The organism is Vibrio coralliirubri, assembly GCF_024347375.1.
GTDB lineage: Bacteria > Pseudomonadota > Gammaproteobacteria > Enterobacterales > Vibrionaceae > Vibrio > Vibrio coralliirubri.
Genome location: NZ_AP025471.1, coordinates 1344224 through 1357907 on the forward strand (window position 1 = coordinate 1344224; position 13684 = coordinate 1357907).

Annotated in this window: 8 protein-coding genes, 6 tRNA genes and 3 rRNA genes; 5 read left to right on the plus strand and 12 right to left on the minus strand. The window is 46.0% G+C overall.

Going from position 1 to position 13684, the window contains the following annotated elements:
* Positions 1-60 precede the first annotated feature (60 nt).
* A complete protein-coding gene (locus OCV20_RS22670; protein ID WP_086774590.1) occupies positions 61-1383 on the plus strand; it encodes a CoA-disulfide reductase in 1323 nt (440 codons plus the stop codon).
* Between the two features lie 201 nt (positions 1384-1584).
* Here OCV20_RS22670 and OCV20_RS22675 read toward each other — a convergent pair.
* The 10 genes from OCV20_RS22675 to OCV20_RS22720 form a co-directional block, all read right to left on the minus strand.
* Positions 1585-1675, minus strand: a tRNA-Ser gene (locus OCV20_RS22675).
* Between the two features lie 69 nt (positions 1676-1744).
* Positions 1745-1860: ribosomal RNA gene (gene rrf / locus OCV20_RS22680) — 5S ribosomal RNA — on the minus strand.
* Positions 1861-1956: 96 nt separating this feature from the next.
* Positions 1957-4850 (minus strand): 23S ribosomal RNA (locus OCV20_RS22685).
* Between the two features lie 341 nt (positions 4851-5191).
* Positions 5192-5267 (minus strand) — tRNA-Val (locus OCV20_RS22690).
* A 32-nt stretch (positions 5268-5299) separates the two neighbouring features.
* Positions 5300-5375 (minus strand) — tRNA-Ala (locus tag OCV20_RS22695).
* A gap of 25 nt (positions 5376-5400) precedes the next feature.
* A tRNA-Val gene (locus OCV20_RS22700) sits at positions 5401-5476 on the minus strand.
* A 25-nt stretch (positions 5477-5501) separates the two neighbouring features.
* A tRNA-Lys gene (locus tag OCV20_RS22705) sits at positions 5502-5577 on the minus strand.
* A gap of 20 nt (positions 5578-5597) precedes the next feature.
* Positions 5598-5673: transfer RNA gene (locus OCV20_RS22710), tRNA-Glu, on the minus strand.
* Between the two features lie 122 nt (positions 5674-5795).
* Positions 5796-7350: ribosomal RNA gene (locus OCV20_RS22715) — 16S ribosomal RNA — on the minus strand.
* Together the 16S, 23S and 5S rRNA genes with 6 tRNA genes alongside form the textbook arrangement of a ribosomal RNA operon.
* A 596-nt stretch (positions 7351-7946) precedes the next feature.
* Positions 7947-8471 (minus strand): DUF3087 family protein, encoded by a 525-nt coding sequence (locus OCV20_RS22720; RefSeq protein WP_048611591.1) that lies wholly within the window; start codon positions 8469-8471, stop codon positions 7947-7949.
* Positions 8472-8726: 255 nt separating this feature from the next.
* Here OCV20_RS22720 and trmY point away from each other — a divergent pair, with 255 nt between their 5' ends.
* Entirely contained in the window at positions 8727-9326 is a 600-nt protein-coding gene (gene trmY, locus OCV20_RS22725) for a tRNA (pseudouridine(54)-N(1))-methyltransferase TrmY (protein WP_086775244.1), read from the plus strand.
* A 105-nt stretch (positions 9327-9431) separates the two neighbouring features.
* On the opposite strand, the gene OCV20_RS22730 is transcribed toward trmY, so the two are convergent.
* Positions 9432-9734 (minus strand): hypothetical protein, encoded by a 303-nt coding sequence (locus OCV20_RS22730; protein WP_048613123.1) that lies wholly within the window; start codon positions 9732-9734, stop codon positions 9432-9434.
* 382 nt (positions 9735-10116) lie between these two features.
* Between OCV20_RS22730 and OCV20_RS22735 the strand changes: the two genes are divergently transcribed.
* Complete coding sequence (locus OCV20_RS22735; protein WP_052880362.1) at positions 10117-11319, plus strand: hypothetical protein; 1203 nt, start codon at positions 10117-10119, stop codon at positions 11317-11319.
* A 106-nt stretch (positions 11320-11425) separates the two neighbouring features.
* On the opposite strand, the gene OCV20_RS22740 is transcribed toward OCV20_RS22735, so the two are convergent.
* Positions 11426-12526, minus strand: coding sequence for a permease (locus OCV20_RS22740; RefSeq protein ID WP_086775245.1), 1101 nt, complete (start codon positions 12524-12526; stop codon positions 11426-11428).
* Between the two features lie 233 nt (positions 12527-12759).
* Here OCV20_RS22740 and OCV20_RS22745 point away from each other — a divergent pair, with 233 nt between their 5' ends.
* Together OCV20_RS22745 and sigZ are read left to right on the plus strand one after the other, a co-directional pair.
* The gene (locus OCV20_RS22745) at positions 12760-13056 is read left to right on the plus strand and encodes an ArsR/SmtB family transcription factor (RefSeq protein ID WP_004733042.1); all 297 of its coding nucleotides are present in this window, start codon (positions 12760-12762) and stop codon (positions 13054-13056) included.
* On the plus strand, positions 13040-13654 hold the full coding sequence (gene sigZ, locus OCV20_RS22750; RefSeq protein ID WP_086775246.1) for an RNA polymerase sigma factor SigZ: 615 nt from the start codon (positions 13040-13042) through the stop codon (positions 13652-13654). Before OCV20_RS22745 ends, sigZ begins: the two co-directional genes overlap by 17 nt.
* The last annotated feature ends 30 nt before the right edge of the window (positions 13655-13684 follow it).

Here is a 13684-nt window from a genome sequence, read left to right on the forward strand (position 1 = left end):
GAGCACTCCACTTGAGTGCTCTTCTGTTTTTCCTGAGTTCAGGTTATTTAGGTAGTAAATATGAAAGTTGTTGTTATAGGCGGTAGCGCCGCGGGTATGAGTTTCGCAGCAAAATACAAACGTAATCAACCATCAGACGAAGTCATCGTTTTAGATAAGCGTAGCTACATCTCTTTCGGAGCCTGTGGCTTACCTTACTTTGCAGGCGGCATGTTTGATGACACCGAGCGAATGATCTCTCGTACGCCAGAACAAGCCATCAAATCTGGTTTAGATGTTCGTGTAGAAACGGAAATGGTGTCGTTCGACCGCACTGAAAAACACATTACGGTGCGTAACCAAAACGTTGAGAGCACTATCGATTACGATATGTTAGTGATTGCGACAGGTGCACGTCCGATCGTTCCCTCATTCGGTGAATACAATCCAGAACACGTATACACACTAACAAGCATGGAAGATGGCTTAGCAGTCAAACAAGCGCTTAAAGACGATAATAAACAACGCGTGTGTGTCATTGGCGCAGGCTTTATCGGCCTGGAAGTATTCGATGCAGCGCACGGCTTAGATAAGCACGTGACGATTATCGAACGTGAACAACACATCATGAGCCGTCAGTTCAGCCCAGAGATCATTGAAGTAGTTGAAGGTGCAATTCGTGAATCCGGTGCAGAGCTAAAAACCGGTTGCAGCGTGTCTGCGATTCGCGATGCCGAGCAAGGTGGTTACATCGTAGAAACCGATAATGGCAATGTAGAAGCTGATGTCGTGATCCTGTCACTCGGCTTCAAACCAAACACTGAAGTATTCGAACTACCAAAAGCCGCAAATGGCGCGTTGTTGGTGAATGAATATGGTGCTACTGAAGATGCTTACATCCATGCTGTAGGTGACTGTGCCGTTGTCCATCATATGGCGCTAGGCAAACCCGTTTATGTTCCTCTAGCAACTACAGCCAACAAACAAGCACGTATGATGGCAGACAAGCTAGCAGGAAAAGACACTTACATGTCGGGCTTCTTGGGGTCGTCTTGTTTGAAAATACTCGATTACGAACTGGCGTGTACCGGCGTATCTGAACTTCTGGCGAAAGAACATAGCTTAGATGTGAAAGTATCAACGATTTCAGATAAGAACCAAACGGATTACTACCCAGGCCAAGAAGACATTAAGGTGAAGTTGGTTTATCACCCAGAGACTAAAGTTCTTCTAGGTGGTGAGATCGTAGGTAAGAAAGGAGCGGTTGGCCGTATTAACGCACTAGCAGTTGCTATCACCGCGAAGATGACGACTCAACAACTAGGCTACATGGACTTCTGTTATGCCCCACCATTCGCACGTACATGGGATGCTCTGAACGTAGCAGGTAACGTCGCTAAGTAAGCGAACTGACTGTACAAGTCCCAAAGCATATTCATTTCAACATCAAAGCAGAGCGATTAAGCTCTGCTTTTTTAGTGCCTTAACGCTAAGGCACCGGTGTTTAACTAACGGGTAATCTTCCGCTTTGAAGTATTCAAAGGTTCTTTTGACAAACTCAAGACGAAAAAAAGCCCGCTGATTTCTCAGCGGGCTTTTCAATGGTGGTGGAGGGATAGGGATTTGAACCCTAGAACCGCTATTAACGGTTGCCGGTTTTCAAGACCGGTGCTTTCGACCACTCAGCCATCCCTCCAACAAATTGTCATCAACAGATTAGTACACTGTTGAGGTTGTTATTTGCTACGCAAATAACGAAATTAAAGCCTGGTGATGTCCTACTCTCACATGGGGAAACCCCACACTACCATCGGCGCTATTGTGTTTCACTTCTGAGTTCGGCATGGAATCAGGTGGGTCCACAATGCTATGGTCGCCAAGCAAATTTTAAAATTCGGAAAACTGTATTTAAAAGTTATTTCTCTTCAAACTCATTCAAGGTCTGTCTTTGAGTCCACAAAACCCCTTGGGTGTTGTATGGTTAAGCCTCACGGGCAATTAGTACAGGTTAGCTCAATGCCTCGCAGCACTTACACACCCTGCCTATCAACGTCGTAGTCTACGACAACCCTTTAGGACGCTTATAGCGCCAGGGAAAACTCATCTCAAGGCTCGCTTCCCGCTTAGATGCTTTCAGCGGTTATCGATTCCGAACTTAGCTACCGGGCAATGCCATTGGCATGACAACCCGAACACCAGAGGTTCGTCCACTCCGGTCCTCTCGTACTAGGAGCAGCCCCTTTCAATTTTCCAACGCCCACGGCAGATAGGGACCGAACTGTCTCACGACGTTCTAAACCCAGCTCGCGTACCACTTTAAATGGCGAACAGCCATACCCTTGGGACCGACTTCAGCCCCAGGATGTGATGAGCCGACATCGAGGTGCCAAACACCGCCGTCGATATGAACTCTTGGGCGGTATCAGCCTGTTATCCCCGGAGTACCTTTTATCCGTTGAGCGATGGCCCTTCCATTCAGAACCACCGGATCACTATGACCTGCTTTCGCACCTGCTCGAATTGTCATTCTCGCAGTCAAGCGGGCTTATGCCATTGCACTAACCACACGATGTCCAACCGTGTTTAGCCCACCTTCGTGCTCCTCCGTTACTCTTTGGGAGGAGACCGCCCCAGTCAAACTACCCACCAGGCACTGTCCGTAATCCCGATTCAGGGACCAACGTTAGAACATCAAAACTACAAGGGTGGTATTTCAAGGACGACTCCACCACATCTAGCGACGCGGTTTCATAGTCTCCCACCTATCCTACACATGTAGGTTCAATGTTCAGTGCCAAGCTGTAGTAAAGGTTCACGGGGTCTTTCCGTCTAGCCGCGGGTACACTGCATCTTCACAGCGATTTCAATTTCACTGAGTCTCGGGTGGAGACAGCGTGGCCATCATTACGCCATTCGTGCAGGTCGGAACTTACCCGACAAGGAATTTCGCTACCTTAGGACCGTTATAGTTACGGCCGCCGTTTACCGGGGCTTCGATCAAGAGCTTCGACCGAAGTCTAACCCCATCAATTAACCTTCCGGCACCGGGCAGGCGTCACACCGTATACGTCATCTTACGATTTTGCACAGTGCTGTGTTTTTAATAAACAGTTGCAGCCACCTGGTATCTGCGACTCTCGTCTGCTCCATCCGCAAGGGACTTCACTGATAAGAGCGTACCTTCTCCCGAAGTTACGGTACCATTTTGCCTAGTTCCTTCACCCGAGTTCTCTCAAGCGCCTTGGTATTCTCTACCCGACCACCTGTGTCGGTTTGGGGTACGATTCCTTACAATCTGAAGCTTAGAGGCTTTTCCTGGAAGCATGGCATCAATGACTTCACTACCGTAGTAGCTCGACATCGTATCTCAGCGTTAGTAGCGGTCCGGATTTACCTAAACCACCCGCCTACGTACTTGAACCTGGACAACCGTCGCCAGGCCCACCTAGCCTTCTCCGTCCCCCCATCGCAATTGTAAGAAGTACGGGAATATTAACCCGTTTCCCATCGACTACGCCTTTCGGCCTCGCCTTAGGAGTCGACTTACCCTGCCCCGATTAACGTTGGACAGGAACCCTTGGTCTTCCGGCGAGGGAGTTTTTCACTCCCTTTATCGTTACTCATGTCAGCATTCGCACTTCTGATACCTCCAGCAGCCCTTACAGACCACCTTCAACGGCTTACAGAACGCTCCCCTACCCCACATACCCTAAGGTACGTAGCCGCAGCTTCGGTGTATAGCTTAGCCCCGTTACATCTTCCGCGCAGGCCGACTCGACCAGTGAGCTATTACGCTTTCTTTAAATGATGGCTGCTTCTAAGCCAACATCCTGGCTGTCTGAGCCTTCCCACATCGTTTCCCACTTAGCTATACTTTGGGACCTTAGCTGGCGGTCTGGGTTGTTTCCCTCTCCACGACGGACGTTAGCACCCGCCGTGTGTCTCCCGGATAGTACTTACTGGTATTCGGAGTTTGCAAAGGGTTGGTAAGTCGGGATGACCCCCTAGCCTTAACAGTGCTCTACCCCCAGTAGTATTCGTCCGAGGCGCTACCTAAATAGCTTTCGGGGAGAACCAGCTATCTCCAGGTTTGATTGGCCTTTCACCCCTAGCCACAAGTCATCCGCTAATTTTTCAACATTAGTCGGTTCGGTCCTCCAGTTGATGTTACTCAACCTTCAACCTGCCCATGGCTAGATCACCTGGTTTCGGGTCTAATCCTAGCAACTGTACGCCCAGTTAAGACTCGGTTTCCCTACGGCTCCCCTAAACGGTTAACCTTGCTACTAAAATTAAGTCGCTGACCCATTATACAAAAGGTACGCAGTCACACCACGAAGGTGCTCCTACTGCTTGTACGTACACGGTTTCAGGTTCTATTTCACTCCCCTCACAGGGGTTCTTTTCGCCTTTCCCTCACGGTACTGGTTCACTATCGGTCAGTCAGTAGTATTTAGCCTTGGAGGATGGTCCCCCCATATTCAGACAGGATATCACGTGTCCCGCCCTACTCGTTTTCACTGATTATGAGATGTCGATTACGGGGCTATCACCCTTTATTGCGGCACTTTCCAGAGCCTTCATCTGTCTCATTAAAAGCTTAAGGGCTAGTCCAATTTCGCTCGCCGCTACTTTCGGAATCTCGGTTGATTTCTCTTCCTCGGGGTACTTAGATGTTTCAGTTCCCCCGGTTTGCCTCCTGTTGCTATGTATTCACAACAGGATACTTACTTATGTAAGTGGGTTTCCCCATTCAGGAATCCCAGACTCAAAAGGTTATTACTACCTAATCTGGGCTTATCGCAAGTTATTACGCCTTTCATCGCCTCTGACTGCCAAGGCATCCACCGTGTACGCTTAGTCACTTAACCATACAACCCGAAAGGGTCTTAGTGTATGGCAACTAACCAAGGTTTTTGGTTGTCATTAAGAAGGGTTAATTCTCAATGACTGTTTGCCGGACTCAATGTGATTCAAACTAAGTTTGAATCGAATACAAGACACTTGAATGTGTTTGTTGTGTTTATACTGTTCTTATTAAATAAGAGCAGATAAACATTGAGAACTTTTAAATTTGATTTAAATAACTTCGTTATTTAAATCAGTCAGCTTTCCAAATTGTTAAAGAGCAAGAGTTTTTAAAGCATTAAACTTTCAAAACCATTTTTAAATACACTCGGCTTTCTATTACTAAGAAAAGTGTGCTTAAAGATGGTGGGCGATACCGGGCTCGAACCAGTGACCCCCTGCTTGTAAGGCAGGTGCTCTCCCAACTGAGCTAATCGCCCATGATAGTTTTGATTCCTTCATGGAGAAAGAATGGTGGAGCTATGCGGGATCGAACCGCAGACCTCCTGCGTGCAAGGCAGGCGCTCTCCCAGCTGAGCTATAGCCCCATATTTTTATTTCCTTGGGAGGAAATGGTGGGCGATACCGGGCTCGAACCAGTGACCCCCTGCTTGTAAGGCAGGTGCTCTCCCAACTGAGCTAATCGCCCCAAATTTTATTTCCTTGGGAGGAAATGGTGGGTCGTGCAGGATTCGAACCTGCGACCAATTGATTAAAAGTCAACTGCTCTACCAACTGAGCTAACGACCCTTTTTACTTCTTGAAGGAAGTGGTATCCCGTAGGGGAGTCGAACCCCTGTTACCGCCGTGAAAGGGCGGTGTCCTAGGCCTCTAGACGAACGGGACACTGCAATTTATCTCTACTTTAAAAGCAGAAACAAACTTTGAAGAACCTTGGGAGTTCTTCATCTCTTTTTCTTTTTAAACCTAATCAATCTGTGTGGGTACTCATCAAAGATATCTTCGTATAAGGAGGTGATCCAGCCCCAGGTTCCCCTAGGGCTACCTTGTTACGACTTCACCCCAGTCATGAACCACAAAGTGGTGAGCGTCCTCCCCGAAAGGTTAAACTACCCACTTCTTTTGCAGCCCACTCCCATGGTGTGACGGGCGGTGTGTACAAGGCCCGGGAACGTATTCACCGTGACATTCTGATTCACGATTACTAGCGATTCCGACTTCATGGAGTCGAGTTGCAGACTCCAATCCGGACTACGACGCACTTTTTGGGATTCGCTCACTATCGCTAGCTTGCTGCCCTCTGTATGCGCCATTGTAGCACGTGTGTAGCCCTACTCGTAAGGGCCATGATGACTTGACGTCGTCCCCACCTTCCTCCGGTTTATCACCGGCAGTCTCCCTGGAGTTCCCGACATTACTCGCTGGCAAACAAGGATAAGGGTTGCGCTCGTTGCGGGACTTAACCCAACATTTCACAACACGAGCTGACGACAGCCATGCAGCACCTGTCTCAGAGCTCCCGAAGGCACACCTGTGTCTCCACTGGCTTCTCTGGATGTCAAGAGTAGGTAAGGTTCTTCGCGTTGCATCGAATTAAACCACATGCTCCACCGCTTGTGCGGGCCCCCGTCAATTCATTTGAGTTTTAATCTTGCGACCGTACTCCCCAGGCGGTCTACTTAACGCGTTAGCTCCGAAAGCCACGGCTCAAGGCCACAACCTCCAAGTAGACATCGTTTACGGCGTGGACTACCAGGGTATCTAATCCTGTTTGCTCCCCACGCTTTCGCATCTGAGTGTCAGTATCTGTCCAGGGGGCCGCCTTCGCCACTGGTATTCCTTCAGATCTCTACGCATTTCACCGCTACACCTGAAATTCTACCCCCCTCTACAGTACTCTAGTTCACCAGTTTCAAATGCAGTTCCGAGGTTGAGCCCCGGGCTTTCACATCTGACTTAATGAACCACCTGCATGCGCTTTACGCCCAGTAATTCCGATTAACGCTCGCACCCTCCGTATTACCGCGGCTGCTGGCACGGAGTTAGCCGGTGCTTCTTCTGTTGCTAACGTCAAGAGACAGCGCTATTAACACTACCCCCTTCCTCACAACTGAAAGTACTTTACAACCCGAAGGCCTTCTTCATACACGCGGCATGGCTGCATCAGGCTTTCGCCCATTGTGCAATATTCCCCACTGCTGCCTCCCGTAGGAGTCTGGACCGTGTCTCAGTTCCAGTGTGGCTGATCATCCTCTCAGACCAGCTAGGGATCGTCGCCTTGGTGAGCCATTACCTCACCAACTAGCTAATCCCACCTAGGCATATCTTGACGCGAGAGGCCCGAAGGTCCCCCTCTTTGGCCCGTAGGCATTATGCGGTATTAGCCATCGTTTCCAATGGTTATCCCCCACATCAAGGCAATTTCCTAGGCATTACTCACCCGTCCGCCGCTCGACGCCCATTAACGCACCCGAAGGATTGTTAGTGTCGTTTCCGCTCGACTTGCATGTGTTAGGCCTGCCGCCAGCGTTCAATCTGAGCCATGATCAAACTCTTCAATTTAAAGTTTTGATTACCTAAATTAATAGGTGTGACTCAACGAATACTGACTTCAAAACTAATATTCATTCGAAAATGAACATGTAATTCTAAAGCTATTACCCCTCTCTTCTTAAATAAATAGGAACAGAATGGTAATGAATTGACTGTGCCGAATAACTACAAGTAGTTAAACGTATTGGTCACTCAGTTCATTGAAATCAATTTTGATTCCGAAGAATCTGTTTTATCTAACGATAAAACCTTTTGATATTCATCAACGAGTGCCCACACAGATTGATAGGTTTAAATTGTTAAAGAGCTTTGCTTATCGAAACTTTCTTTTTACAAAGAAACCCTTGAAAGCGGACGTGAATTCTAGCGATTTAATCTTAAGTGTCAAACACTTTTTAAAATTAATTTGTTTCGAACTTTCCGTCTTACTGATTACCACTGAAGCCTTATGGCGTCTGCCGTGTCAGTGAGGCGGCATTATAGAGATCATCGAAAACATGGCAACCCCTTTTTTGATAAAAATTCAAAAAAGTTGCTTAAGTGTCTACTTTTACGTCAAAAGCCTCTTTCACAGGTCAAAGCTCATACAATTACAGGCATATCACTTAAAATTTCGCGACTAGATCTTTCGAAAATGCCTCTATATCTAGTTCAATACTCCATTTATCACTCAGTTCTACGATGTTATCTAGCGACTGCTGAACCGTTTTTATCGTCAAAGTATTATTGTCTAGGTCGTATACCTGTTTTTGCGTAGTGTAATAGAAGTAAAGGATAGTCAGTGCATCTCGGTCGCCTTGTTCCGCTTTTGGCTGAATACGCTTGAGCTTACGATAGATTTGATTGTGGATTTGTTTCAGGTTCCAAACATAAAGCGCTTCTTTGAAATACTCATGCCCTTTCACTCGGCTTGCGATAAACGCATTCAAAGCGACAGATAAGATCACCCCAAGTACGTTCAAATGAAAGTTTCCTGTCGATTCACCAGTGATTGAAGTCGCCGAGCCAAACAATTCAATCAGAATGGTGCCGAATACGATGGCAAACAATGCAAGTGACCCAACTAATGACACCAGTAACAGGTTCATCTTCTTTCTATATTCTTCTTTATTAATCTTCTGTAACTTCATCGACTACTTCCTTCTGCAAGCCACCTAATAATTTGCGCATACTATCTATGTAAACATTGGTTCGCTTCAACCCTTACCGTCTTGTAATGTGGTCATTCTCTATTTAATACTCAAAGTTCGCGGGTTGGTGCTAAGTGCAACTCCATTTGACTTCATTAATAGAAAAGAGTTACATACCGCCACAATTTTGGTTATTCATCAATTCATGTTGATAAAGTCCGTTTCGCTTTATCACATACTGACAAGGTACATTCTATGCGTTCATTTGTATTACGCGCTCGCGCAGCCCCTACAGAGAGCAAACTTATCTTAGAAGGTGTTGGGCAAGACGCTCATACTGAGATTCTGGCTCATACTCTGATGAACACGATCTTCGTCGCTCAATCTCATCTTGAGAATGTCACCGTGCACCTTGTATTAGAAAGTACTAAAGACTTCTCACGTACGATCACTTTCGATTCAAATGAAATCACCAACATTGGCGGCTTTCATGAATCGGCATTGTTATCAGCGGTAGTAAGAGCGGTTGATGCTTCTCAAGGTATGACCAAAGAGCAGACTCGTCAGGTTGAACCGGGGATCGTCGTTCGCACTATGAGCTTTGAAAAATTAGTGAAAGAACTAGCTGAAGAGCACCAGCTATACATGATGGATAAGAAGGGTGACTTTATCCGTGATGCAGAGATTGCTGAAAACCCATGTTTCCTTCTGACTGACCACATCCCTATGCCGAAGAAAAGCTACAACAGCTTAAAGCGCTTAGGAACAGAAAAGATCAGCTTAGGCCCGAACATGCTGTTTGCTTCTCAGTGCGTTGTGTTGATCAATAATGAGCTGGATATTCGCGGTTTCTAGCCCGATGAGACACAGCCATAATTAGCAAAGCCCGGTTATTCACCGGGCTTTTGATTTTTGGGTTACCGATATTTGCTTTGCTCAACTTATTGCAAACTTGCCTCGTCACATCAGGTCTCGCATTAACGTCTCATATTGCTCAGACACCAAAACCACCAAGTGATTGAGTTCTTTTGCATCTTCCTCTGCCAGTAAAAGTTGCCAATCCGTCTGTTGACCACTTTCATCTCGCCCAACCACTTTGGTGTTCCCTTGTTCAGTCTCAAACGATAGATGACTAAAATCCGTATCGTGGTGTTCATGAGACTCTAAAATTTCAAACTCTAGATTCCCTGTTGGCTTTACCTGAATGTGTGCATGAAAATGCTGCTGATTCTGTAACTCATACTCCCTGTGTATTGCGAACATACTCCCTCCTATCAACCTTAATCTAAGCTCGAAAGCGATCTGTTATAAATTACCTGCTCCTTAGGTTGTAACCCTTAGACAGCACGTATTTATACAAAGTGTAGGCATTAGATTTTAGCGCTAGGGCAAAATCAGCCTGCTGTTTGATACTAGACAAAATAACGATGAGTATTGTGACACTTAGATTGATATTTCTTGACGGTCGTAACCCATCTCAACATCTCCAAAAAACCACAAAGCATGCAATTTATAAAACTTGCGCTTCGTTCCATTTCTGCCCGTGGTTGGTCTGACCTTTACCCATTAATGGAGATTCTGCTCCAAGCTTATGATTCTACAGTTATACTTCTGATAATTTCGGTGAATTATTTTAAGGGAATATATGTCAATTTTTACCGTATTCTTCTGTGGCACAGGATCAAACTCAGAAGACAACAATCACAAAAACTATGTTTCTGGCGAATTGATTTCGACGCTAGCGAAGAATACGACTGGCAGAGACATGATTGACTACATCCAAGTGGATGGCGTTGGCAGTGGGAATCAAAACGAATGGTTGAAGCAAGGCAAAGATGACACGTACTCCGGAGTTAAGGGAACGTTGCTAGGCAAAGGTATCGACAGCAACATGCGCCATGTGCTGAATATCTTGCGCGGAAGCCAACAAGATAAGAATGACTACATGAAGCGAGCTAAAGGCCTGCTCAGTGAATCTCGCCCAGAAAAGTCCGCTTGGCCTTTCGCAACCAACCAAAAATATCAGGATTGGTTGAAAGACTCACAAGCACTGGCAGCCGATCTAAAACAAGGTATCGCGGCTCGCCAACAGAACATAGCGATTGAACGCCAAACCAAGCCCATTAGCCAAGTTAACATCGTAGGTTGGAGCCGTGGTGGTGTGAGTTGCTTTGAATTGGCGAACCGAATGCTCAAAGATCCCAAGCTTAGCCATATTCCCGTCAACATCTTTGCGTGTGACCCCGTGCCCGGCGGGATGAACGCATTCAAGGACTACAAATTACTGGGCAAAAACGTCAAACAAATCGTATGTGTTTTTGCTGAAGACGAACGTTCATTGGCTTTCAAGGCGAGAATGCCTCGCTTATCCCCTTCTACTCAATATTACACCACCTACATGCCCGGCCGACACGGCACTTTGGTAGGGAATGCGAATACTTCCGGCGGAAGCAAAGGCGCGGGATTACTTACCGGCCCAGGACTGGTGACAAGAGATTTCATGGAAAAGGTATTAACCGGTTGGGGCACGCAGCTTAAACCAAGTACGACATTGAACTTCTCTCGACAACGCATTATCGAACTGTACGAGCAAATGCGCAGTCATGAAGAGTATTTCAATAAAATGCACGGTATGACTTACACAGCTAAGAACCGACTACTATGGACAAGCAAAGATAGAATCGGCCAGCAGAGAGAGCGCCGTTATGGTATTCCAATGTATCGTTTTCAGTTTCCCGGCATAACCAACAACTACGGCGATGCGATTAATCGTCACCACTGCGATGTGTTAGCTACCAATGCTTTCGCTGCGCACGGTACTTCTGCCGCACTACCAAGCCCAGTCTGATATTCCTATTTGATAAACAATTAGACAAAAAAAGAGCTCAACTAAGTGAGCTCTTTTTATTATCTATCTCTTGGTATCGATGGTGTTATCTCACAATCAAGCCTGATTAACCAAAGATGAAGCTGTATAGGAAGCCTGCACCCATCGCCATGCTTAAGATAACGAATAGGAATGCTGCAATCATTTGGTTCTTGAAGATTGATTTAAGCAGGATAACTTCCGTTAAACTTGCACCTGCACTACCAATAATCAATGCCATTACTGAACCCAGCGCCATACCTTTCTGTACTAGAGCTGCGCTTAGTGGGATTACCGCTTCAGCACGAATGTACAGTGGAATACCAATCACGGCTGCTACTGGAATCGCATACCACATACCTTCACCAGCGTACTGTGCAATAAGGTCTGTAGGTATGAAGCCGTAGATGAATGAACCAATCGCGATACCCATCATTAGGTAAGGGAAAACTTGTTTGAAATCTTTCCAAGTTGAGAACCAAATTCTCATCCAACGGCTAGGTTCTTTCTTCTCTACGATTTCAGCTGTTGCGCTTCCATCCGCTGAACAACATGAAACCGTTACTTGTGGCTCTTCTTTTTTAGAATCGCAGCAAGATGTCTCTTTCGCCATTACGGGTGCAGGTTCGCCACATGCACTTGTACCACATGAAGATTCCGCTTTAGCCGGTGCTGCTTTCTTAGGAGCAGAGTCACCACAGCTAGTGCCACAGCTTGAAGCTGAACCTGTTGATTCATACGCTTCAGGTTTTACGTAACGCTCAAAGCCAAGCTTCTCAAGTGCGTAACCAGCCACTACAGACACCGTCATTGCTACAAGGAAGTAGAACACTGCGACTTGCCAGCCGAACGTAATCACGAACAAACCAATGATCACTGGGTTCAATAGTGGGCTACCGAATAGGAACACCATCATTGGACCGAAACCCGCTCTTGCACGCAGCAATCCTTTTAGGAAAGGAATGGTCGAACATGAACAGAAAGGTGTAATTGCACCCAATAGTGCAGCAATCACATACCCCTTACCATTACGTGAGCTCAGGATAGATTGAATCTTTTCTGGTGTAAGGAACTCTTGAAGAATCCCAACAATGTAGCTGATTGCTAAGAAAAGGATAATTAGCTCTACTGCTAAGAAAGCGAACATATCAAGTGCGTCTTTTAGCATTGTTAACATTTCATTGCTCATAATTAACTCCAAACTGGATTGAAGGTCGGGCTCTATGAGAAAAGTAACCAACCCTTTATTTCGAATATTCTCGAATTATAGAAATAAACAGCTCCAGATCAAGCTTTATTTCGATAAAAATCGAAATGATTTTCGAAAACACAGTTTTTCAATGACTTATACAGACACCGTTTTTAAATTTGAATTCGACATACATTTCGACTAACATCGAAATTAAATCTTGAGGAGTTAATATGAACTTAGAAGTCGTTGCGAAAGCACTTAAAGAGTTGGGGCACCCTATTCGCCTAACCATTTATAAGAGTGTCGTTAAAGCTGGCTACCAAGGCATTGCAGTTGGCGGCCTACAAGAAGAGCTAGGCATTCCCGGTTCTACCTTGTCTCACCACATATCAAGCTTGGCGTCTGCGGGCCTAATAAGCCAAAGACGAGAAGGAAGAACTCTATTCTGCGTGGCGGAGTATGAATGCCTAGAAGGTGTGATTGATTTCTTACAAGACGAGTGTTGCGTAAATGAACAGTGCAACTAATGCACCTTTGAACGAGGCACCTTTGAATAAGGCACCTTTGAAGCTCGAGCAAGTCTGGGCCGAGTATCAGCAAGCATTAAAGTCATTCCTGCATTCAAAGGTCAACAATTCTGCGGATGTAGACGACTTGCTCCAAGATATCTTGATTAAGACCTATCAGAACTTAGACAAGGTACAAGATGCGAGCAGTGTTAAGGCTTGGCTGTTCCAGTTAGCCAACAACACCATTATCGACTTCTACCGTAAGCATGCACGCCAACAACGTGATAGCCAAATTGATGCTGAAGATCTGTGGTTTACCGATTTAGACCACGACTCTGAATTTAAGCAGAAGCTTTCATTGTGTATTGAACCTTTTATTCAGGCATTGCCAGAACAAAGTTCATCGCTACTACTTGCGGTCGACATTAAAGGTCAAAGCCAGAAAGAGATCGCAGAAGCGCAGAATGTCAGCTACTCAACGGTTAAATCCCGTGTGCAAAAAAGCCGTGGTGATCTTAAGAACCTGTTTGAAGAGTGTTGTAACTTGTCCCTTGATCAACAAGGCAATGTGATTGATTGCGAGCTTAAGCCGAACGCCAGCTGCGGCAAGTGTTAATCGTTACATCGAATCCGTTATTTCAATAGA